The organism is Neglectibacter caecimuris (assembly GCF_034335015.1).
GTDB classification, from domain to species: Bacteria; Bacillota; Clostridia; order Oscillospirales; family Acutalibacteraceae; genus Acutalibacter; species Acutalibacter caecimuris_A.
On sequence record NZ_JAWXXK010000006.1, the window covers coordinates 50,438 to 70,389 of the forward strand.

21 protein-coding genes and 1 riboswitch are annotated in these 19,952 nt (G+C 52.4%); of the genes, 13 read left to right on the plus strand and 8 right to left on the minus strand.

Annotated features, from left to right (window positions below; translation table 11 throughout):
• Window positions 1-11: 11 nt before the first annotated feature.
• Together U8T64_RS09750 and U8T64_RS09755 are read right to left on the minus strand one after the other, a co-directional pair.
• On the minus strand, window positions 12-1,565 hold the full coding sequence (locus U8T64_RS09750) for a putative ABC transporter permease (protein WP_322183223.1): 1,554 nt from the start codon (window positions 1,563-1,565) through the stop codon (window positions 12-14).
• A 728-nt stretch (window positions 1,566-2,293) separates the two neighbouring features.
• A complete protein-coding gene (locus U8T64_RS09755) occupies window positions 2,294-3,817 on the minus strand; it encodes an NAD(P)H-hydrate dehydratase (protein WP_322183224.1) in 1,524 nt (507 codons plus the stop codon).
• A 69-nt stretch (window positions 3,818-3,886) separates the two neighbouring features.
• Window positions 3,887-4,034, plus strand: a riboswitch (FMN riboswitch).
• A 135-nt stretch (window positions 4,035-4,169) separates the two neighbouring features.
• On the opposite strand from U8T64_RS09755, the gene U8T64_RS09760 reads away from it, so the two are divergent.
• Both U8T64_RS09760 and U8T64_RS09765 read left to right on the plus strand, forming a co-directional pair.
• Window positions 4,170-4,769 carry an ECF transporter S component gene (locus U8T64_RS09760; RefSeq protein ID WP_322183225.1) on the plus strand — a complete coding sequence of 200 codons (600 nt, stop codon included), beginning with the start codon at window positions 4,170-4,172 and terminating at the stop codon, window positions 4,767-4,769.
• 150 nt (window positions 4,770-4,919) lie between these two features.
• Window positions 4,920-5,972 (plus strand): zinc-binding metallopeptidase family protein, encoded by a 1,053-nt coding sequence (locus tag U8T64_RS09765; RefSeq protein ID WP_322183226.1) that lies wholly within the window; start codon window positions 4,920-4,922, stop codon window positions 5,970-5,972.
• Window positions 5,973-6,408: 436 nt separating this feature from the next.
• On the opposite strand, the gene U8T64_RS09770 is transcribed toward U8T64_RS09765, so the two are convergent.
• A complete protein-coding gene (locus tag U8T64_RS09770) occupies window positions 6,409-7,146 on the minus strand; it encodes an XRE family transcriptional regulator (RefSeq protein WP_322183227.1) in 738 nt (245 codons plus the stop codon).
• Window positions 7,147-7,365: 219 nt separating this feature from the next.
• Here U8T64_RS09770 and U8T64_RS09775 point away from each other — a divergent pair, with 219 nt between their 5' ends.
• The 8 genes from U8T64_RS09775 (at window position 7,366) to U8T64_RS09810 (ending at window position 13,286) form a co-directional block, all read left to right on the plus strand.
• On the plus strand, window positions 7,366-9,798 hold the full coding sequence (locus U8T64_RS09775) for a hypothetical protein (protein ID WP_322183228.1): 2,433 nt from the start codon (window positions 7,366-7,368) through the stop codon (window positions 9,796-9,798).
• On the plus strand, window positions 9,795-10,133 hold the full coding sequence (locus U8T64_RS09780; RefSeq protein ID WP_322183229.1) for a hypothetical protein: 339 nt from the start codon (window positions 9,795-9,797) through the stop codon (window positions 10,131-10,133). The genes U8T64_RS09775 and U8T64_RS09780 overlap by 4 nt, the downstream gene beginning before the upstream one ends.
• Window positions 10,134-10,257: 124 nt before the next feature.
• Window positions 10,258-10,449, plus strand: a complete 192-nt coding sequence (locus U8T64_RS09785) for a hypothetical protein (protein WP_322183230.1) — start codon at window positions 10,258-10,260, stop codon at window positions 10,447-10,449.
• Between the two features lie 115 nt (window positions 10,450-10,564).
• Window positions 10,565-11,302, plus strand: a complete 738-nt coding sequence (locus tag U8T64_RS09790) for a hypothetical protein (protein ID WP_322183231.1) — start codon at window positions 10,565-10,567, stop codon at window positions 11,300-11,302.
• Entirely contained in the window at window positions 11,284-11,682 is a 399-nt protein-coding gene (locus U8T64_RS09795) for a hypothetical protein (protein ID WP_322183232.1), read from the plus strand. Before U8T64_RS09790 ends, U8T64_RS09795 begins: the two co-directional genes overlap by 19 nt.
• Before the next feature lie 105 nt (window positions 11,683-11,787).
• Window positions 11,788-12,456 (plus strand): hypothetical protein, encoded by a 669-nt coding sequence (locus tag U8T64_RS09800; protein ID WP_322183233.1) that lies wholly within the window; start codon window positions 11,788-11,790, stop codon window positions 12,454-12,456.
• Window positions 12,453-12,782, plus strand: coding sequence for a hypothetical protein (locus U8T64_RS09805; RefSeq protein WP_322183234.1), 330 nt, complete (start codon window positions 12,453-12,455; stop codon window positions 12,780-12,782). Before U8T64_RS09800 ends, U8T64_RS09805 begins: the two co-directional genes overlap by 4 nt.
• 108 nt (window positions 12,783-12,890) lie before the next feature.
• Window positions 12,891-13,286, plus strand: coding sequence for a hypothetical protein (locus U8T64_RS09810; RefSeq protein WP_322183235.1), 396 nt, complete (start codon window positions 12,891-12,893; stop codon window positions 13,284-13,286).
• Here U8T64_RS09810 and U8T64_RS09815 read toward each other — a convergent pair.
• From U8T64_RS09815 to U8T64_RS09825, 3 genes are read right to left on the minus strand one after another with little or no spacing between them, the layout of a single operon-like run.
• Complete coding sequence (locus tag U8T64_RS09815; RefSeq protein ID WP_322183236.1) at window positions 13,253-13,852, minus strand: manganese catalase family protein; 600 nt, start codon at window positions 13,850-13,852, stop codon at window positions 13,253-13,255. The genes U8T64_RS09810 and U8T64_RS09815 overlap by 34 nt on opposite strands.
• Before the next feature lie 3 nt (window positions 13,853-13,855).
• The gene (locus U8T64_RS09820) at window positions 13,856-14,107 is read right to left on the minus strand and encodes a spore coat protein CotJB (protein WP_322183237.1); all 252 of its coding nucleotides are present in this window, start codon (window positions 14,105-14,107) and stop codon (window positions 13,856-13,858) included.
• On the minus strand, window positions 14,104-14,307 hold the full coding sequence (locus tag U8T64_RS09825) for a spore coat associated protein CotJA (protein WP_322183238.1): 204 nt from the start codon (window positions 14,305-14,307) through the stop codon (window positions 14,104-14,106). The genes U8T64_RS09820 and U8T64_RS09825 overlap by 4 nt, the downstream gene beginning before the upstream one ends.
• A 229-nt stretch (window positions 14,308-14,536) precedes the next feature.
• Here U8T64_RS09825 and U8T64_RS09830 point away from each other — a divergent pair, with 229 nt between their 5' ends.
• Window positions 14,537-15,361: a sugar phosphate isomerase/epimerase family protein gene (locus U8T64_RS09830; RefSeq protein ID WP_322183239.1), complete on the plus strand. Its 825-nt coding sequence runs from the start codon at window positions 14,537-14,539 to the stop codon at window positions 15,359-15,361.
• A 988-nt stretch (window positions 15,362-16,349) separates the two neighbouring features.
• Here the strand turns inward: U8T64_RS09830 and U8T64_RS09835 are convergent.
• Together U8T64_RS09835 and U8T64_RS09840 are read right to left on the minus strand one after the other, a co-directional pair.
• Entirely contained in the window at window positions 16,350-16,583 is a 234-nt protein-coding gene (locus U8T64_RS09835) for a hypothetical protein (RefSeq protein ID WP_322183240.1), read from the minus strand.
• Window positions 16,584-16,729: 146 nt separating this feature from the next.
• Window positions 16,730-17,185, minus strand: a complete 456-nt coding sequence (locus U8T64_RS09840) for a helix-turn-helix domain-containing protein (protein ID WP_322183241.1) — start codon at window positions 17,183-17,185, stop codon at window positions 16,730-16,732.
• Window positions 17,186-17,709: 524 nt separating this feature from the next.
• Here U8T64_RS09840 and U8T64_RS09845 point away from each other — a divergent pair.
• A complete protein-coding gene (locus tag U8T64_RS09845; protein ID WP_322183242.1) occupies window positions 17,710-17,934 on the plus strand; it encodes a heavy-metal-associated domain-containing protein in 225 nt (74 codons plus the stop codon).
• A 39-nt stretch (window positions 17,935-17,973) separates the two neighbouring features.
• A complete protein-coding gene (metG, locus tag U8T64_RS09850; protein WP_322183243.1) occupies window positions 17,974-19,932 on the plus strand; it encodes a methionine--tRNA ligase in 1,959 nt (652 codons plus the stop codon).
• The last annotated feature ends 20 nt before the right edge of the window (window positions 19,933-19,952 follow it).

Below are 19,952 nucleotides of genomic sequence, written 5' to 3' on the forward strand. Positions count from 1 at the left end.
TTCAATAAAAGCTAATCCTGATGGGGTGGCAGGGGAGGCTCGTTTTTCACGATCGCCGGTTTGCCCACATATTCCATATGGGGATAGATGATCTCCAGAAATTCATCGGGGAACCAGGTATCGAAGAAGGTCTGTACCGGGTTGGTGGCGGGGATCCGGTTGATTCGTTCAGACTGCCGGTACACCGCTCCGGAGGAAAGCAGGATATCCACCGCCATAAAAATAGTAACGCCGATGGTGAGCGGCTTCCCAATCTTTTTGGGGATTTTCTGTATGGCCCGGGACAGCACCGGGTACATATCCTTGACCCAGAGAAGGCCCAAAACACCCCAGAAGAAGGAGTAAAGCAGGTTAGTCCTGCCGCTGATATTCAGGGGCGAATCGCTGTATTCCCAGGAGACTGTGCCGAACACCGCCTGCTGAAGGAAGCTGCACAGGTATTCAAAGCCGCCGCCGATCACCATGCTGGCAATGAAGATCAGGGAATCCTTCTGGTTGTACATTTTGTAGAGGAACAGGGTGATGGCCACCGCGCCGAAGCCGTATACCAGAATAAAGGGGCCCAATACCACGCTGACCCGCAGTTCCAGGCGATGGGGCGGAACGATCAGAGCATACAGCGTTTCCAGCACAAAGCCCGTCACGTTGCCGATCATAAAGATCCAGAACAGCTTGGAATAGCACAGGCCAAAGGCAAAGGGCTTTTCCGCTCCCTCCGGCAGCTTTTCCTCATAGGCGGCGATAGCCGCTTCGTTCCGCCGCCGAAGTGCTTCAGAGGAACGGCGGCGAATGCCGTTTACATTCTGCCGCAAAAGTTCCAGCTGTTCATTGTGCTTTAAGGATTTCAAATCGGGGAAGGCCTTCAGCAAGCGGCGGTGCAGGGGATTGGCCCGCAGGCTTTCCTCGTACTTTTCCTTGAGGCGGGCGGCCTCCTTCTGCCAGTCCTTTTCCAGAAGCAGCTTCTTTTCCTCCAGAACAGCGGCTCCGGCATACAGCCCCTCTCCCAGCTTATCCGACCCAGCCTTCAGCTTGCCGGAAACGTATTCCAGGTTTTTGAGCTTTCTGTTCAGGCCGATAATGGAAACCACCGTCACCGCAAAATCCGCGGCGATCAGCCCCAAAAGCACGCTAAGCAGCACCCAGCCCACCGTTCGGGGCATCAGAGATACCAGATACCGGGAAGCAGGCATCACGATCCCCACCACAGCGGTGCCGGCAAAGGCCCACAGCAGGGAAAATTTCAGGCAGATATAGCCGCTTAAATTGTGCGGTTCATTGGAATAATCCCACCATTTCTGGTGGAACACCTTTTCCAGCAGAAACCCGGCCACCCATTCCAGCGTGGAACCCACCAGCATACTGCCGATCAGCAGCGCCGGAATATTGTAGCTTACAGGACGCAGGCAAAAATCGATGAGCACCACGCCAAAACCGTAAATGGGGCAAAGGGGGCCGTTCAAAAAGCCCCGGTTCACAAATCGCTTTTCCACGAAAGCGGCAAATACCACCTCGCTGCACCAGCCAAGAAAAGCAAAAATGAAAAAACACCACAGATAAGTATACATAACTTTTTAACCCCGCCGGAACCGCCCGGCTTCCCTCTTTTCCTTCCGATAAAATTTGCGTACCATATTGTAGCAAATTATGCTTTTCATGTAAAGGGCGCTTTAGAGCAGCGAGAAGGCAATGAGCAGTGAGGAATTAGCAATGAGCAATTAGGAAGGTCAAGGGTATCGGCGGTGTAACCAACGCTGATAAATTGGAATTTGCAGGCTAACGAAAAGCAGAAAACTCTTGCCTCCCCTGAATAGGGGAAACAGACTGCTTCGCAGTCTGCGGGGACCGCCGTTAGGGTGAGCGCGTCCCGGTGGGGGGAAGGTCTCCAGTGGAGAACTCAGCTGTCGCTTCAGACATTGCTGAACGTGCCCCACCGGGGCACAGCAACCGCTCTGACCCGTTCTCGTTTGTCAACTCGGTCGTTGCTGGACGTGTGCCACCGGCACACAGCAACCGAGCCGACAGGCGAGACCGCTGGTGCGAACTGACCGAACCGACAGGTGAGACTCGGTGGAGAGGTTCAGCTCGCTAAAAATCCATATAGAACCTGATTTTTATAGCCTTCCAGCACGGAACCCCTCAGTCACGGCTTCGCCGTGACAGCTCCCCTTTCAGGGGAGCCAAGGGGTGCCATATAAACTATAATTTCCCGGCGTTGGTTACAACGTTTGTGCCCCTTGCCCTTCATTGCTAATTGCTCATTCCTCATTATTATGGTCAGCACCCTTCTAAACAACTATCCTCTTCTGATGCTCTGAATCGCTTCCGGCAGAGCATCGATCAGATCTGTGGGAAGCATGGAGCGATTTCCAAGGCGCTTCGCGCACAAATCGCCTGCCAGACCGTGGAGGTAAGCTCCTGCGGCGGCGGCCTCAAAGGCGGGAATTCCCTGCGCCGCCAGGGAGGCAATGATCCCCGCCAGCACGTCGCCGCTGCCGCCCTTCGCCATGCCGGAATTCCCAGTGGGGTTTATGGCGCAGCGGCCGTCCGGCCCGGCAACGACGGTAGCGGCGCCCTTCAGCGCCACAACGGCCCCGGTCTCCCGGGCCTTTTCCCGGGCGGCCCCCAGGCGATCCGCCTGGATCTCGGAAATATCGTCACCGCAAAGCCGGGCCATTTCCCCGGGGTGGGGGGTCAGGATCAGGGGCGTTTCAAGCTCCTCTAAAACGCCAGGGCGCCGGGCGGCAAAATTCAGAGCGTCCGCATCTACCACCAGGGGCACGGAGCAATGAGAAAATACCGGGGGACATACTGTATTTGCAAGCTCTCCCAGCCCGCAGCCGATCAGGCAGGCGGTGGAGCTGTCAAGGGCCTTTTTCAGCTTTTCCTCACTTTCCTGCCGCCGGTTTTCCCAGTCCAGAACAAGAAAGACCGCCTCCGGTACGGCCTGCGCCAGAATGGGGTAGATGCTTTGCTCCACGGCAATTTTCAACAGCCCCACGCCGCAGCGCAGCGCCCCTCTTGCCGCCATGATACAGGCCCCCGCCATGCCGTAGCTGCCGCACACCAGCAAAAGCTTTCCCAGATCTCCCTTGTTGCTTTGGGGAGCGGGCTCTGTCAGAACAGCGCGGGGAAGGGCGCCGTCCGTTTCAAAAAAACGGGTCTCCGCCGCCTCCAGCAGCACCGGGGGAACGCCCACTTGCCTCACCACCGTTTCCCCGCAGTATTCCCTGGCGGGATAAGAGCAGTTGGCGGGCTTTTTTCCGGTAAAGGTCACCGTTACGTCCGCCCGGAAGGCCCCGGGGCTCACACGGCCTGTATCGCAAACTGCGCCGCTGGGTAAGTCCGCTGAGATCCGCAGGCAGTCCTGGCGGCCTGCCAGCTCCAGAAAGTCCAGCCCCTCTCCGGAAAATTCTCCCCGGAAGCTGAAGCCGAACACACAGTCTATGATCAGCTCTGCCTGCTCCAGCGCCTTTTCGCTTTCCTCCCGCTGTTCCAGCACGGAAAGCACCCTTACCGAAGTCGGCATCGCCTGAAAGGCGTTTTTCGCAAGGGGCGTTTTTGGTTCTCCCTGAAGCAGCAGCACCGTACACAAGGCCCCGTGCTCCGCTAAATATCGCGCGCAGACGAAGCCGTCGCCGCCGTTATTTCCCTTGCCGCAGAGCAGTACCGCCCGTTTTCCGGCAATGGGCCGAAGGCGGCTGACCGCTTCCTCCGCCAGCGCCGCGCCCGCGTGCTCCATCAACGTTTGCAGGGAAACGCCGGAGCGCTCCGCCATACCTTCCAGGCGCTGCATTTCCTCCTTGCAGAACAGCTTCATGAAAAATCCCCCTTGCTTTGATCGATTCTCTTGACAAAACGGTGAGTTCTCAGTAAAATAATAACAGCAAATGATCTTCGGGGCAAGGTGAAATTCCTGACCGGCAGTGAAAAACCCGTGTTTTGGGTTCCAGTCTGCGAGCGGCGGGCGAAACGTCCGCTGTTGAACCGGTGAAATTCCGGTACCGACGGTACAGTCCGGATGGAAGAAGATTGAGGCTGAAAAGCGCCTTCAGCGCTTGTTTTCCGTGCTTCGGAAATCGGCCTCGTACCCCGGAGAGCGCTGTGCGCCTCCGGCTTTTTTGTTTTTCGGGGATCCTTTGCAAACAAATTTCCAGAAAGGGATGGTTTTGATGCAAAAGGAATTCAATTTACGAAAGCTGGCGGTTTCCGCCGTCATGGGCGGAGTCGCCACGGTGCTCATGTTTTTGAGCTTCAGCGTGCCGGTGATCCCCGCTTTTATCAAGCTGGATTTTTCCGAGCTGCCCGCCTTGATCGCAGCGTTCAGCATGGGCCCGCTTTCCGGCGTACTGGTGTGTTTTGTAAAAAACGCCGTCAACGCGATTTTTACCTCTACCGCCGGGGCAGGGGAGATCTGTAATTTTCTGATGGGCGTTACCTTCGTACTGCCTGCCGGGTGGATCTATAAGCGGCACAAAAATCTAAAGGGCGCGGTGGTCGGCTCTCTGGTAGGGGCGGCGGTCATGGCGGTGTGCAGCCTGCCTATCAATTACTTTATCAGCTACCCGGCCTATTCCCTGTTTTACGGTCTCAGCACAGATATCATTTTGGGAATGTACCGGGCCATAAACCCCAATGTAAATACGCTGTTCGACGCGCTCTTGTGGTTCAACGTACCCTTTACCTTCTTTAAAGGCATTTGTGATGTGGTTTTGACCTTCCTGGTGTATAAGCGTCTTTCTCCGGTGATCAAAAAGCTCACCACTGCGTAAAGAAAATCTGCTGCATAAAAAGGTTCCGTCCTGTCTGTGAAAAGGCAGAACGGAACCTTTTTTAGGAAATTTTCAGTCGTTTCACTATGATTTCTTGGGAAAGTATAGTATACTGAACACTGATGTTAAGAATGGAAAAGAGGGAAAAGCATGGATCGTAAATTTTTGAAGGAGCTGCTGGAAACGCCTTCTGTCAGCGGCCATGAGGAGAAAATCCAGAAAAAGGCGCTGGCGTTTGGAAAGCAATTTGCCGGAAAGCAGCTGACAGATCCCAGCGGGAACGCTGTTTCTGTAGTGAACCCTCAATCGGAGCACAGGGTGCTGCTCTGCGGGCATATCGATGAGATCGGTTTTATCGTGACCCATATCGACGGTGAGGGCAGGCTGCACCTGGCGAAGGCCGGGGGCGTTCGGCCCCGGCTGTATCTGGGAAGCCCGGTGCAGGTGTGGCACGGAGAAAGCATGGTCAGCGGTGTGGTAGCTGTCTCTTCCGAGCTTTTGGGCAAGGAAAAAACAGAGGTCTCTGACCTGGTGGTGGATATCGGCGCGGGCACGAAAGAGGAAGCGGCGCAGGTGGTTTCCGCAGGAGACCCCGTGTGCGCGGACGTACAGGTCAAGGAGCTTTTGAACGATCGCTTCACCTGCCGGGCGCTGGATAACCGCACGGGAGCCTTTGTGGTGCTGGAAGCCGTCAGGCGGGCGGCGGAGCTGGGCGCTTCCGCCGGAATTTACGCCGCCACCACCGTGGGGGAAGAAACCACCATGCGGGGAGCATATTATGCCGCCTCCCGAATAAAGCCCGCCTGCGCGCTGGCGGTGGACGTCACCTGGGCCAGCGACGCGCCGGGAGGCGACCCCGCCTCTACTGGAGAGGTAAAGCTGGGAAGCGGCCCGGTGCTCTGTATGGGCTCCGCGGTCAATAAAAAAATGAACGAGCTTCTGAAAAAAACGGCGGAGGAAGTGGGGATCTCCATACAGTGGGAGATCGCCACAGGGCGCACCGGCACCGACGGCGATTCCGTGAACCTCACCGGCGAGGGCGTCCCCATGGCGCTGGTGTCCATTCCTCTCCGCTATATGCACAGCTCCGTAGAGATGGGAAGCTGGAAAGACCTGGAAAGCTGCATTGAGCTCATCGCCCAGTTCCTGCTTCGCCTTTCCAAGGAATTAGAGCAGGGCTTCTGCTTCAGCCCCATTGCTTGAGTTTGGATTCCGGACAGCGGCGCCAGATAAATGAGCAATGAGAAATTAGCAATGAGCAATGAAGGGCAGGGTCACAAGCGTTGAAGCAATGCCAGTTAAATTGGATTTTGGCGGTGAGAAAAGCCTCCTCTTGCTTTGCGGAGGGAAAACAGACTGCTACGCAGTCTGCGGGGACCACCGTAAGGTGGTGGAGGGGATAGTCACACGCAGAAAGGCCATAGAATCGCTAGTTAGAATCCCCTCAGTCACGGCACAGCCGTGACAGCTCCCCTTACTCGCGCAAGTGGAGCCTCTAAGGACGCTAAACTATAATTTATCGCCCCACCCTTGCCCTTGATTGCTCATTCCATCTGCCGCCCTGCCCTTTCCCCAAAAAATCCGCAAAGAAAAACCTGTATTCACAGCCGTCGTTCTCCGGTTATGAATACAGGTTTTATCAGCTTATGCCCAATTTTCCCAGCACCCTGCCCTGACAGCGCAGGTCGTCGAATTCGTGAAGGGGGATGGGGTCATACTCGGGGTTCAGGGAAATCAGCTCCCGGTCTCCCAGACGCTTGATATAGCCTTCTCCGTTTAAGGCGAAAATACCGATCTCGCCTTCTCTCACCAGCTCGTCCAGCCGCTCCACAAAGACGATATCGCCGTCCTTATAGGCAGGCTCCATGCTATTTCCGTTGACTCTGGCACAGTAATGGGCGTTTTCCGGCACCTGCTCCGTGGGGATCTCCAGCATGGTTTTGTAGCCGCTGTCGTCTGCCCAAGGCTCGCCGGGCCCGGCGGAAACCGCCAGATCATAGCAGTTGATGTAGGTGATATTCCCGGTTTCCTTCCGCTCCACAACGTGGGTGATGCGGTCATATTCCAGCTCCAGAGCGCTATCGACCACCCGTTTCCCGTGTACATCCAGTACACGGTATTTTTTTATCAGGCCGTATTCCTCCATGGAAAAATCTGCCGCTGAGCCGAGACCGGCCAACTCCTCACAGTCGTAGATGCTGCAAAGGGCCAGAAAAACATCGGCATTTGGCATGCTGACGCCGTTTTCGTATCCGTACAGCGTTTTTTCGGAAAGGGAAATGCCGTAAAGGGCCAGCTTCCGGGCCACATCTCTTCCGGAAAGCCCTGAGGCGCTTCTGAGCTGCTTGAGCAGCGGGGGGATCGGAACGCGTTTCATATAGGTTCCTCCTTTTTGGGCGTGAAAGCGGAGCATTTCCACACTTGATGCTCTTATCCTATCACGTTTTTTCCGCGAGGTCAACGAAAAATCTTAGCCAATAAGAAAAAGAGGGAAAAAGGGGTTGACAGTCTTTGTGCATAAGACTATACTAAAATTATCTTAATTTCTAAGATTTTTTCAAACGTATGCGGAGAAAACAAAGAAGAGGAGGACGAAATGGCAAGAATCAGCAGCGATGGAAAGCATTTTGAAGTTGTCGCGCCCACCAAGCGCCGAAAGAGCGAAAGCGCCGGGCCAACGGCGGCGGAGCTCAATCAGGCGTATCGGGAAAAAAGCGAACAGGATCAAAGGGTGGAAAAGACCAAAAAAGATGCTGCTTACACGCGAAAATATCTGGGCGCAAAAAAGGGGATCGCGGCCGGCGCGAAGCAGAGCTACCTTGATTATCAAGCGGGAATTCAGCAGGATAAGGGAAAGCTGGCGCAGCTGAATCAGGACTATGAAATGACCCCCACCCCGGAGCTGAAGCAAGAACGGGACGCGCTGGCGGAAAGTATTAAACGGCAGGAAAACGCTCTGACGGTATATAAAAAAGACTATCTGGATTTTGAAGCCTCCGAGGAAGCTTTGCGGCAGCAGTATTCCAGCGATCAGCAAACGTATCAACAGGCCGCTGACGGCCAGAAGACCTTTCAGAGCCAATACGCGGCGCTCTTAAACAGCTACCGGGGAGACGACCTGGAGGAGCTTTCCGAGGAAGTCCGGCCGGAGGTGCAGGGCGTGCAGGAGCTGGTGTATATCTCGGTAATAAACCAGGTGACAGATCAAATTTCCGAAATTCAGAAGAAAAAAACGGAAATAGAGAAAAGAGTTGCCGGTACCTTCTCTGTGGACCCGGACTATGCCAACGAGGCAAACGACCAGTATTTCCGGGATCTGGACGAATGGGAGGAGCTGGATCAAGCGGAAGCTTTCTGGAGAACCCAGCTGTTTCTCGCGGAAGGGGAAAAGGACCGCGCCCACCAAAAATTTGAGGCCCTGAAGGATCCTGACTTTTGGAAGTATGTGGAGAAGGGCAATACCTTTCTACAGAATCAGCTAAACGATTCGTTTGGGCATTATGTTCCTGATTCAGATCAACCGGATTACACGCAGGCCCAGATAGAACTGGAACGGGATAGGAAGTCGTTAGCCCCGATAGATCAAAACATGATCGCTTACTACTACGGGAAAGACGAAAATGGAAATCGGGCAACGCCATACATGGAAAGCCTGCGGCGGGAGATCAACGAAAGCAGGACAAAATCTCATCTTGAGGACGTTCAAACAGTCGCGCAAGAACACCCGGTAATTGCGGGAATCTATTCTGTGCCTGAAAAGGCTATCGGCAGAGCACTGGTTTTCGGCGACATGATGGAAGCCGCCACATTACCTGAGGAACGAAAAGGACTGCTGGCAGATCCCTACACTCCGGGACAGAGTAAGCTTATCGGAAGTGACCTTGCCCGTCAGACGGGGCTGGAGCAAATTGACAACCCGATATTGAAAAAAGGCGTGGAAGATGTTTATTCCATAGCGGATACGGCCCCGGCGGCTGTCATGAGTGCCGTTGGTATGCCGGGAATGGGCACGGCTTATCTGGGAGCTATGCGAAGCGCCGACAGCTACGCGAAGGCGGCCTTCCGGGGAGCCACCGTAGAGGACGCGCTGCGGCAAGCCAAAATAGACGGAGCGGTATCAATGTTCCTGGGAAACAGAGCCTTGAGAGGTACGGGGAGCGGGCAGGGCGGCTTCTCCTGGCAGCCGGGAAGCGCCACTCAGAAGGGAGCCTCCATGATTCCATTGAACTCCAGCCTGCTGGGCAAGATCCCGGAAGCAGGGGCTCACGCCCTGATAAACCAGCTGGGAGCCCAGGGAGCCTTTCAGTACCTCATGGAAAACAGAGGCTTTTCCATGGATAACGCTTTGTCCCGTCCCTCGGCGCAGCAGGCTTACAACATTCTGAAGGCCGAGGGCTTCAGCCCCGAAACTTCGCGGTATCTGCTGGAAAGGAATGGATACCGTTTAGACGATACCTCCCAGCTTCCGAGCCTGCTTGATGATGGCAAGGAGGACTTGCTGCAGAGAGACGAGTCCTCTTCAGGAGAAATGCTTGAGCTGCCGGAGAGTGGAGAGGAATTTGGAGACGACAGGAAAGGGGTTGAAAAATCCAGAGAGATTGATACAATAGAAAGAAGTGAGATGCTGATAAAACATGATCCCATGTTTGAAGTAACCGGCGCGGCGGAGAACTTTGACCCTGAGGGCTATGAAAGAATGATAGATGATATGGCAGACTCCGGCGTGGAGATATGCTATGGAGATGGTTCCATAGGATATTCCCCTGGTATATACCCCGGTCAACCTGGACAATTCCATGTTGCGCCGGGAAAAACCAGCTATAGTGGTTGTCTACATGAATATAAGCACTTTTGTGATGACCGTGCTGCTGGATATCTTGGAATGAGAGGGCGAATGGATCGGGAAAGAACAAAGCAATGGGAATTTGATGCTTATCAGTTGGAGATTGACTTGGCTTTGGATTACGGTCGCCCGGATATTGCTGAAAAACTGAAAATACTTCGTGATAAGGAGATTGCAGGATTATGATTAAAGAATCACCCGATAAAATACAGATGCAAGTAAATAGAATGTATCAAGGATCACGGGAAGATATTCTTGACGGAATCAAAAATGATGGAATAAAAGAAGGGAAAACCTTCCTTGTTCTGAACGCTATTGTATCTGGAATGATGTTTCAGGAAAGGAGTCCCGAATTTCTGGAGGGCCTGCTAATGGCAAAAGATAATCATAAATCGTTGTTAGGGTGGAGAATTAGCGATGTTGCTCAAGCAGCTCTGGAGGTTTGTGGTGTTGAAAAATATCAAGGAGACGAAAAGCTCGTAAAAGATCTCATTGCATGCAAATTTGAAGGCTTAATATGAGCCTGAGTGGCTGGATTAGGGGGCTTATGAGTGAAAGTTCGTTGGAAAGGAAAAACAGGGTTTTTAATGTTGGCAAAGGGCAGGATATACACGGTTCTTTCTATATTGAAAAGGAGCGACTGAATTGAAAGTAAAATATTTGGGGCATGATTTTGTAGCACTTCCTACTGGATCAGTCTGGGAGGTTTTATCCATTGAAAAAGGCTGGTATAGGATTATGACTCTGTTTGATGAATCATATCTTTTTCCCCCGGAGGCTTTTGAGGTTATAGAAGGCTCAGAAGAAGATTTGCGCAAAGAGAATAAAATATTCTAGTTTCTGAACCGCTCAGAAAAGGAAAAGCGAACCCCAGCAGGCTGCCACTCAGCAGCCTGCTGGGGTTTGCTATCTATAGAAACCAAGTAGTTTTTAATTCGGTTTACGAGCGATCTTGAGCTTACCAGAAAATAGCGGGTATTTCGCAGATAACCTGCTGGAACTTCCCTCGGTGGCGGAAAGTGGTGCTGACTTACAGTCCCCCGGATTAAAGTGGTATGGAACGGATCTGTTCCATGAAGGAGAAATAAATCAAAACCGTGCTCTTGTTCGTGAAGAAGAGTGGTCTCATCGGAAGGGAAAGGGCGGAGATTACGGAGTCTCCTGGAGCAGTATCGATCAAACCGACTACGAAGCGTGTTTTTCGCAACTGACAGACAACGAAAAAGTTTCTCGTGTCATTTCTACCCGAGCGGGGTGGCTGCTAAATACATATGACGGCAGGAAAATGGAAACGCTCTATGCCATTGACCTGAATGATGGAACGGAAATAGGAAACCGAGCAGGAGTGGAAGGCCATTCCGGTGTGGAACGATCAGAAAAGTTTGAAGCAAAGCTCAATGCCGCTGAGAGTATGGGATCACAAATTTTACTGATTCATAATCACCCAAAAGGTTTGCCGCCCAGCAGTACAGACATAAATGCACTGTTAAGAAGTGAACGTGCTGCCGGAATTGTTGTTGGGCATGACGGTAGTGTATATTACTATACTAAACCGGAAACAGAAATACCGGAGGAAGATTTTAAAGTTGCTATCCGAAAGTATAAGAGGTATACTGAAAAAACAGCACAAGAAAAAGCACTGGATGAACTGGCCGAACGTTATCATTTTACATGGAAGAAATTGAGGTGAAGAAAATGGATTATTGTAAAAGTTACCTTGCCAAAGGAAATCCTGTTCCCAAAGACTTTATCGATCTTATCTATGCGCTGGACGAGGAGGAATTCGCGGCGTATGTAAAAGAACTGAAAAAAGAAAAAGAAGAAACTGGGAGAAGGAAATATTACTATAACAAATACATGATTGATGACAGGTGTTTTGATCCAGGAGGAACTATTGACAAGTGTAGAAATTTGAGCGATGAAGAATTTGAAGAATATCTAAAGGAAGGAAGAGTTGAAACTCTAAAAGAAAAGCACTTTGATACCGTGGTGAACTACAGCTGGGAGAAATTTGAAAAATATCTTCAAGATGTAACTGCGGAATGGCAGAGAAGGCATAGAAGCTTTTGAGCCATTAAGGAGGCTTCTCTATAATTACTGCAAAACCCGGAAGTGCACCTAAAAGGCTGTGCTCCCGGGTTTTGTTATCAGGAAAATGTAGCTGCGCCAAAGCAGGTGGAACAGGCCTACCATATTCTGAAGGCCGAGGGCTTCAGCCCCGAAACTTCGCGGTATCTGCTGGAAAGGAATGGGTACCGTTTAGACGATACCTCCCAGCTTCCGGATTTGCTTGGGGACGATACGGGGGAGGTGTTGCAGAGAGACGAGGGCTTATCGGGAGAAATGCTTGAACTACCGAAAATCGGGGAGGAATTCAAAGAAGATAAGAAAGAGGTTGAAAAAACCAGAAAGATTGATACAATAGAAAGAAGTGAAGAGCAAAAGCGGCGTGATCCCACGTTTGAAATAACTGGTGCGGCGGAGGATTCTCACCCAGAGGAAATTGAAAAAATGAAAACCGATATGGAAAACTCCGGCGTGGAGATGCGTTATGGAAAAGGTTCGATTGGGTATTCCCCCGGTATAAATCCTGGTGAACCTGGACAATTTCACGCTGCTCCGGGAACCAGCTACAGCGGTTGGCTTCATGAGTACAAGCATTTTTGTGATGACCGTGCAAATGGATTCCCTGGAATGAGAGGGGCGTTTACGAATAAAGAAAGGTGGAAGCAAATGGAACATGACGCATATCAGCTGGAGATTGATTTGGCTTTGGATTACGGCCGCCCGGATATTGCTGAAAAATTGAAAATACTACGTGACGAGGAGATTGCAAAAATATGAACGATATTAGCCGAGATTATATTGATCAAGATCAAATGCAGGTCAACAAAATGTATCAAGGATCACGGGAAGATATTCTTAATGGAATTAAGAGTAATTCCACGTATCTGGTTGGAAATGCCATTTTAGCCGGAATGATCCTTCATGAGAGAAGTCCGAAATTTATTGAGGGGCTTCAGATAGCAAAAAATAACCCTAACGCCATTATGGGATGGAGTATTGAAGATGTGGCTCGGGCGGCTTTGGATGTATGCGGGGTTGAAAAGTACCAAGGCAATAGTGACCATGCAAAGCAGCTGATCGCCTGCAAATTTGAAGGAATCTAAAGAGCTCTTAAATCACTAAACAGCCAGCAGTATGCCTGAAAGGGTATGCTACTGGCTGTTTTGTTATCTGGGGAAAATGCGGACACTCAGCGGCAGGGGAAAGAAAGTATGGCGCGGGGAATACTGCTGGAAAGACTATCCCAGCTGTCAAGAACGGTACAGAACGGCGGCTTCTCCTGGCAGCCGGGAAGCGCCACTCAGCAGGGAGTCTCCATGATCCCGTTAAACTCCAGCCTGCTGGGCAAGGTCCCGGAAGCAGGGGCTCACGCCCTGATAAACCAGCTGGGATCCCAAGGAGCCTTTCAGTACCTCATGGAAAATGTCCTGACTCACTCCTCGGCGGACATTGGTATGAAAGTGGTAACAGAAAAGAACCGTCCGGCGATATCACCGGGCGGTTCATTGAATTTTAGTTTACATAATTTTAAGGTTTCGCTTGCGATCCGAAAAAATCCGCTGGTCTGCAAAACTCAGTGCTTATCAAAAGAGGGGTTAAAGGCGTAGAAGTTCTTGGAATCCAGCTTGTCGGTGAGAATTCGGAGACCCTCGCCGAAGCGCTGGAAGTGTACGATTTCTCTGGCACGCAGGAACTTGATGGGCTCCCGTACATCGGGGTCGTCCGCGAAGCGCAGAATGTTGTCATAGCTCATGCGGGCCTTCTGCTCGGCGCTTAGATCCTCGTGAAGATCGGCAATGGTATCGCCGGTAACAGCGAAGGTAGAGGCGCTGAATGGTGTGCCGGAGGCCGCAATGGGGTATACGCCGGTGGTGTGATCCACAAAATAGGTGTCGAACCCGGCCTCCTGGATCTGCTCAGGCGTCAAGTTCCGGGTAAGCTGATATACGATGGTGCCGACCATTTCCAGATGGCTCAATTCCTCGGTGCCGATATCGGTGAGAATGGCCCGAAGCTCAGGATAGGGCATGGCATAGCGCTGGCTCAAATACCGCAGAGAAGCCCCGATTTCTCCGTGGGGCCCGCCGTATTGCGTAATGATGATCTTTGCCAGCTTGGGGTTGGGATTTTTAATATTAACAGGGTGCTGCAAGCGTTTTTCATACATGAACATAGGTTAATTTGCCTCCTTTTCCCAGGGCCACGGGTCGCAGATCCAGGCCCAGCGGCTGGTGTTGTGAGGAGTTTCCCCGATGGGGCCGTACTTTTCCTCGTATTCCTTGCGAAGCTTTCTGGCGCGTTCTCTGTATTCCTCCAGCTTCTTGGCCGCTTCGTTGTTGTTGGGGTGGGTATCCAGGAAGAGGTGAAGCTCCCAGGAGGCGAATTCCGCCGCGTAGATCCTGCGGCGCAGGGCTTCTTTTTCACTCATCTGGGCTCCCTCCTTCCACCGAGAAAGGGCTTGTCGAGCACGGGGAACAGGGTGCCCGCTTCCAGGGCACGCTCCGCGCTGTGGAGCTGATTGCTCCATTGCTGGTAAGGCACGTATGCCATGGTAGGTACCGGATCCGGAGGCAGGGGCGTGGGATCGCTGTACAGGCCGCAGGCCATGCCGTTCATTTCCTCTGACAAAGTGATTCCTTCTTTCCAAAAAATACCGGGCTGGCCCGGCCATGCCGGGCCTTGTCCCTGTTATCAGAGTATGCCGGAAGGAAAAAAATGTGCGGATTTTGAGGAATGCAGGCTTCCCCGGGAAAGCGGTTGCTTTTTGGCAGAGGCTGCTTTACAATGTAAAAGGAGAGGCAAAAGCTGTTTTTCACGGCAGACAGCCAATCACTGAATTTCTGTTTTGGAGGGCGCTATGCAGTTTGGAATGCCAACGCTGGTGGAAAACCAAACGCTGGAGGAAAATATCGCTCTGTGCAAAGAATTGGGGTTGCGGTTTCTGGAGCTGAACATGAATTTCCCGGAATATCAGCTTGCGGAGCTGGAGAAAACAGAGCGCCTGGCGGAAGCCGCGGCTGCGGCGGGGATCTACTACACCATTCATTTGGACGAAAATCTGGATGTCGCGGATTTTAACCGGCTGGTTTCCGGCGCGTATCTGGAAACCGTCAGAAGAACCATCAAAGCCGCCGGAAAGCTGCTCTGCCTGCGGAACAGCCGCGGTGATCCCGCTCATCCTCTTATTCTTAACATGCACCTGAACCACGGGATCTATATCACCCTTCCCGACCGCAAGGTGCAAATGTATGAGCGACATTTCAGCACTTATCAAAAGGCCTACCGCTCCTTTCGAAAGCAGTGCGAGGAATGGATCGGAGACGATGATCTCATGCTCACGATTGAAAATACAGACGGCTTCTGGGACTATGAAAGGGAAATGCTGGAGGAGCTTCTGCAAAGCCCAAAATTCGGCCTGACCTGGGATATCGGGCATTCCAAATCGGCGGGGGAGGGGGACGCATCCTTCCTTCGGGCGCACCGGGCAAAGTTGGTCCATTTTCATATTCACGACGGCTCAGAGCAGCCACCTCGAAACCATCTGCCCCTCGGAGACGGGAAGCTCGACCTGCGGGAAAGGCTCAGCTTTGCCAGCCTCTGCGGCGCCAGATGTGTTCTGGAAACCAAAACCGCCGAGGCCTTGAAAAAGTCAGTGCAATGGCTGAAGCGAGAGGGATACTGAGCGGGCGGTAGGGGGAACTAGTACTTAGTAATTAGCAATTAGTAATTAGGAATGAGCAATTTAAGGGAAAGGGCAGATAAATTGGAATTTAGCAGACTAGCGAATAGCGTTAACCCCTTGCCTCCCCTGAATAGGGGAAACAGACTGCTTCGCAGTCTGCGGGGAGCACCGTCAGGTGGTGGAGAGGTTCCAGCTCGCTGTAAACCAGCATAAAACCTGTGTTTTTTATCTTTCTGTCGGAACCCCTCCGTCACGGCGAAGCCGTGACAGCTTTCTACGCTGTCGCTTCGGTCGGTGCTGGACGGTCTCCACCGGAGACCAGCACCCCTTTCAGGGGTGAGCGCGTCCCGGTGGGGGGAAGGTCTCCAGTGGAGAACTCAGCTGTCGCTTCAGACATTGCTGAACGTGCCCCACCGGGGCACAGCAACCGCTCTGACCCGTTCTCGTTTGTCAACTCGGTCGTTGCTGGACGTGTGCCACCGGCACACAGCAACCGAGCCGACAGGCGAGACCGCTGGTGCGAACCGTTCTCAGCTGTCGCTTCGGTCGTTGCTGGGCGTGCCCCACCGGGGCACAGCAACCGAGCCGACAGGCGAGAAAGCCAAGAGTGTGTGCTAAACTATAATTTATCGGCGAGCCACTCGCTTTTCTCCTGTCATTCTGAACCGCTGAAAGCGGTGAAGAATCTCGTCCTTTGTCCTTTTCTGGAATGAAGGACGAGATCCTTCGCTGAGAAAGCAAAGCTTGCTTTGCTTTTTGTTCAGGATGACAAGGAAGGGAACTTGCCCTTCTCTAACGACTAACGACTAACGACTAACAACTAACAGCTAACTACTATTTCGCTAAACTATCATTTATCGCTCTATATCCAGCCCTTTCTTTATTGCACCGAAGGTGCCACCGCCGTCTAGCATCTAGTATCCAGCATCTAAAAAAGGGCTGCCGCAAAATGATCCCCTTTGCAGCAGTCCTCTTTTCTTACAAGTAATTAGTCTTTTTCACATCTTTTCCGGAAAAACCAAGCCAAAAAAGAGCACAGCGCGATTCCGGCTCCGTAGGGAATACATAGTAAAAAGGCAACGCTGGCGGGGGCGCTGTACGCCGCGTACTGCCCGCCCCACTGAAGGGCACAATAGCTGTACGCAACCGCAGCGCACATGACATGGGAAAACAGGAGCCCAAGCAGGGCGAAAAGACGGGCCAAACGCTTGTGTTTTTTCATGGCAAATACCTCCTGGATTTAGGGCTTGCTTGAAAAACCGATAATATCGCTTTTTGGCAATGCGAGCTTTTTTGTGTTGGAGATCGGGCGGCAGCCCAGCTTGTTTTGCACAAGGCTTTGCCACTTTTGCTGTTTTCGCACAAGCCCTATTTCTTTTTGAAAATCAAAATCATTCCCAACAGCATCAGCACGGAAAACAAAGCAATGAGAATTCCAGTTCCGTTCAGGGTGAGCATCGAGGATTCCTCAACGCGGTCCACGGCCACCGGGCGTAACACCGCTAAAATGCTGAACAGGATCAGGCAGACGGCGCCTCCCAGGCAGAGGAAAATACCGAGCCTGCTTTCTCTCGCTTTTCGGGCCATCGGGGGTTTTTCCTCCTCCCTTGCGGGCTCGGAGTCGGCTGCGCCCTCGTTTCCGATAAGCTCGTCTATGGTAATGTGAAAGCATTTGCTCAATGCCTTCAGCTTATCCAATTCCGGGGTGGACAGCCCGCCCTCCCATTTGGATATCGCCTGCCTGGAAACGCCGAGTTTTTCCGCCAGCTGTTCCTGGGAAAGTCCGTTTTTTCGCCGCAGGGAAACTATTTTTTCGGACAACATTCTGTATGACCTCCTTGCTAAAAGAATAGCATAATTTCCGGTAGCATTCCATCAGCTTTGGCTGAAAGAAGCGCAACCTCCGGTTGCGTTTTCAGACCGCAAAGAAGTTTTTACGGTTCCATCATAGCGTACTTTTCTGAGGATGGCAAGGCTTGAGCTATGGCTGCCGCGATCAGGAGGCTGCCGCTGCCTGAATCTTTACAAATCGGGAAAAAAGTGGTAGACTATAAAACGATTTCAATTTGTGGAAAAAGGGGAGGATTCGTGCTATGAAGGGCTACCCTACGAATCGCAGGGCGCTTGTGATCCGCGTGGCGGCCGCTGTACTGGCCCTGCTGATGATCGCCAGCGCGTTTTCGGCGTTGATTTTCCGGTAAGCGGAGGTTTTAAGGCAACCTCGCACAAAGACCGGCCAAAGGCCTTTGTACACAATTTTTGTGCGGTGTTGCCTTAAGAGGATCTTAGAGAATCCTGGGGAAGCTATCAAAAGCTCCCCTGAAATGATAAAGAAAGGAAGATACCATATGTTTGGAAAGAAAAATTGGAAAGAGACCGTTATTATGATAAATGGAATGCACTGCGCCATGTGCTCTTCCCGAATGCGGAAGGCCTTCGAGGACGCCAAGGGCGTGCGGGAGGCCGAAGTAGATCTGGAAAACAAGAGCGCGCGGGTCGTGTTTGACGCCGATAAGCTCACAGAAGAGGATTTGAAAACTATCGTCCGGGAAACCGGATATACGCCGGTGTAAGGGTACCCCGTCCGGCTATAGAAAGGAAACGAGCACAGTATGAACAGCAAAGGAAAATATTATCTTACCACCGCCATTGCCTACACCTCCGGCAAGCCGCATATCGGCAATGTTTATGAGATCGTGCTGGCGGACGCCATCGCCCGCTTTAAGCGGCTGCAGGGCTATGACGTGTGGTTTCAGACAGGCACCGATGAGCACGGCCAGAAAAACGAGCTGAAGGCGGAGGCCGAAGGCGTTACTCCCAAGGAATTCGTGGATCGGGTGGCGGGGGTCATCAAGGGCCAGTTTGATTTAATGAACGTATCCTACGATCATTTTATCCGCACCACCGACGACTACCATGAAAAAGAAGTGCAGAAGATCTTCAAAAAACTCTATGATCAGGGCGATATCTATAAAAGCGCTTACGAGGGGCTTTACTGCACAGACTGCGAGTCCTTTTTCACAGAAAGCCAGCTGATAGACGGCAAATGTCCCGATTGCGGCAGAGAGGTGCACCCTGCTAAGGAGGAAGCCTATTTCTTCAAAATGAGCAAATACGCTCCCAGGCTGATCGATTATATCAACGAACACCCGGAATTCATTCAGCCTGTTTCCCGGAAAAATGAGATGATGAATAATTTCCTGCTTCCCGGCCTGCAGGATCTGTGCGTGTCCCGTACCTCCTTCAAGTGGGGAATTCCGGTGGAGTTCGACCCGAAGCATGTGGTGTATGTCTGGCTGGACGCCCTGACGAACTATATTACCGGCATCGGCTACCACTGCGGCAATGAGAGCACGGAACAGTTTCAAAAGGAATGGCCCGCCGACCTTCACTTGATCGGCAAGGATATCGTGCGGTTCCACACCATCTACTGGCCCATTTTCCTGATGGCGCTGGATCTGCCGCTGCCAAAGCAGGTGTTCGGTCACCCCTGGCTTTTGATGAACGGCAACAAGATGAGCAAATCCAAGGGGAACACCATTTATGCCGACGACTTGGTGGACGTGTTCGGTGTGGATTCGGTGCGCTATTTTGTCCTGCACGAAATGCCCTATGAAAATGACGGCAACCTGACCTGGGAGTTGGTGACAGAGCGGAATAACTCCGACCTGGCCAACATCGTGGGGAACCTTTTGAACCGCACCGTTTCCATGAGCAACAAGTATTTTGGCGGTACTGTAAAGGACTCTGGCATTACAGAGCCTGTGGACGAGGACTTGAAGGCCGTGGTTTCCGCCTGCCGGGACAAGGCCGCCGCCAAAATGGATGAGCTGCGGGCCGCGGACGCCATTACGGAGATCATGAATCTCTTTAAGCGGTGCAACAAATATATCGATGAGACCATGCCCTGGGCCCTGGCCAAGGACGAGGCGAAGCTGCCCCGGTTGGAAACGGTGCTTTACAACCTGGTAGATTCCATTTGTGTGGGCGCGTCTCTGCTGCAGCCCTTCCTGCCCGGCGCCTGTGACAGCATTTTCCGCCAGCTGAACACGCAGCCCAGAGGCTGGGAAGAGCTGGATCAAACCGGCCTGTACCCCAGCGGAAACAAGGTGACGGATCAGCCGGAGATCCTGTTTGCCAGGCTTGACGAGGACGAGGTGATCGCCAAGGCGGAGGAAAAGCGCCTGGCAAATTTGCCCGTTCCCGAAATCGAGCTGGAGCCTCAGGCGGAGGAACAGGTGGATTTTGAGACCTTCTGTAAATCCGACTTCCGGGCGGTGAAGGTAAAGGCCTGTGAAGCGGTGAAAAAAAGCGACAAGCTGCTTCGCTTTACACTGGACGACGGCACCGGCATAGACCGGCAGATCCTGTCCGGCATTCACAAATGGTACGAGCCGGAAGCTCTCCTCGGAAAAACGCTGGTGGCCATTGTGAACCTGCCACCTCGGAAGATGATGGGGCTGGAAAGCTGCGGCATGCTGATTTCGGCAGTCCACAAGGAAAAGGGCAAGGAAGTCCTGCACCTGCTGATGGTGGACGACAGCATTCCCGCCGGAGCGAAGCTGTGCTAAAGTAGGCCGCCCATTGGAAA

What these genes read in the sequence shown, in the direction of transcription:
- U8T64_RS09830 (WP_322183239.1), top strand. Translation starts at nt 14,537, where the DNA reads ATGCAGTTTGGAATGCCAACGCTGGTGGAAAACCAAACGCTGGAGGAA.
- U8T64_RS09820 (WP_322183237.1), bottom strand. Translation starts at nt 14,107, where the DNA reads ATGAGTGAAAAAGAAGCCCTGCGCCGCAGGATCTACGCGGCGGAATTC.
- U8T64_RS09845 (WP_322183242.1), top strand. Translation starts at nt 17,710, where the DNA reads ATGTTTGGAAAGAAAAATTGGAAAGAGACCGTTATTATGATAAATGGA.
- U8T64_RS09770 (WP_322183227.1), bottom strand. Translation starts at nt 7,146, where the DNA reads ATGAAACGCGTTCCGATCCCCCCGCTGCTCAAGCAGCTCAGAAGCGCC.
- U8T64_RS09765 (WP_322183226.1), top strand. Translation starts at nt 4,920, where the DNA reads ATGGATCGTAAATTTTTGAAGGAGCTGCTGGAAACGCCTTCTGTCAGC.
- U8T64_RS09810 (WP_322183235.1), top strand. Translation starts at nt 12,891, where the DNA reads ATGGCGCGGGGAATACTGCTGGAAAGACTATCCCAGCTGTCAAGAACG.
- U8T64_RS09840 (WP_322183241.1), bottom strand. Translation starts at nt 17,185, where the DNA reads ATGTTGTCCGAAAAAATAGTTTCCCTGCGGCGAAAAAACGGACTTTCC.
- U8T64_RS09815 (WP_322183236.1), bottom strand. Translation starts at nt 13,852, where the DNA reads ATGTTCATGTATGAAAAACGCTTGCAGCACCCTGTTAATATTAAAAAT.
- U8T64_RS09760 (WP_322183225.1), top strand. Translation starts at nt 4,170, where the DNA reads ATGCAAAAGGAATTCAATTTACGAAAGCTGGCGGTTTCCGCCGTCATG.
- U8T64_RS09775 (WP_322183228.1), top strand. Translation starts at nt 7,366, where the DNA reads ATGGCAAGAATCAGCAGCGATGGAAAGCATTTTGAAGTTGTCGCGCCC.
- U8T64_RS09780 (WP_322183229.1), top strand. Translation starts at nt 9,795, where the DNA reads ATGATTAAAGAATCACCCGATAAAATACAGATGCAAGTAAATAGAATG.
- U8T64_RS09750 (WP_322183223.1), bottom strand. Translation starts at nt 1,565, where the DNA reads ATGTATACTTATCTGTGGTGTTTTTTCATTTTTGCTTTTCTTGGCTGG.
- U8T64_RS09835 (WP_322183240.1), bottom strand. Translation starts at nt 16,583, where the DNA reads ATGAAAAAACACAAGCGTTTGGCCCGTCTTTTCGCCCTGCTTGGGCTC.
- U8T64_RS09805 (WP_322183234.1), top strand. Translation starts at nt 12,453, where the DNA reads ATGAACGATATTAGCCGAGATTATATTGATCAAGATCAAATGCAGGTC.
- U8T64_RS09795 (WP_322183232.1), top strand. Translation starts at nt 11,284, where the DNA reads ATGGAAGAAATTGAGGTGAAGAAAATGGATTATTGTAAAAGTTACCTT.
- metG (WP_322183243.1), top strand. Translation starts at nt 17,974, where the DNA reads ATGAACAGCAAAGGAAAATATTATCTTACCACCGCCATTGCCTACACC.
- U8T64_RS09755 (WP_322183224.1), bottom strand. Translation starts at nt 3,817, where the DNA reads ATGAAGCTGTTCTGCAAGGAGGAAATGCAGCGCCTGGAAGGTATGGCG.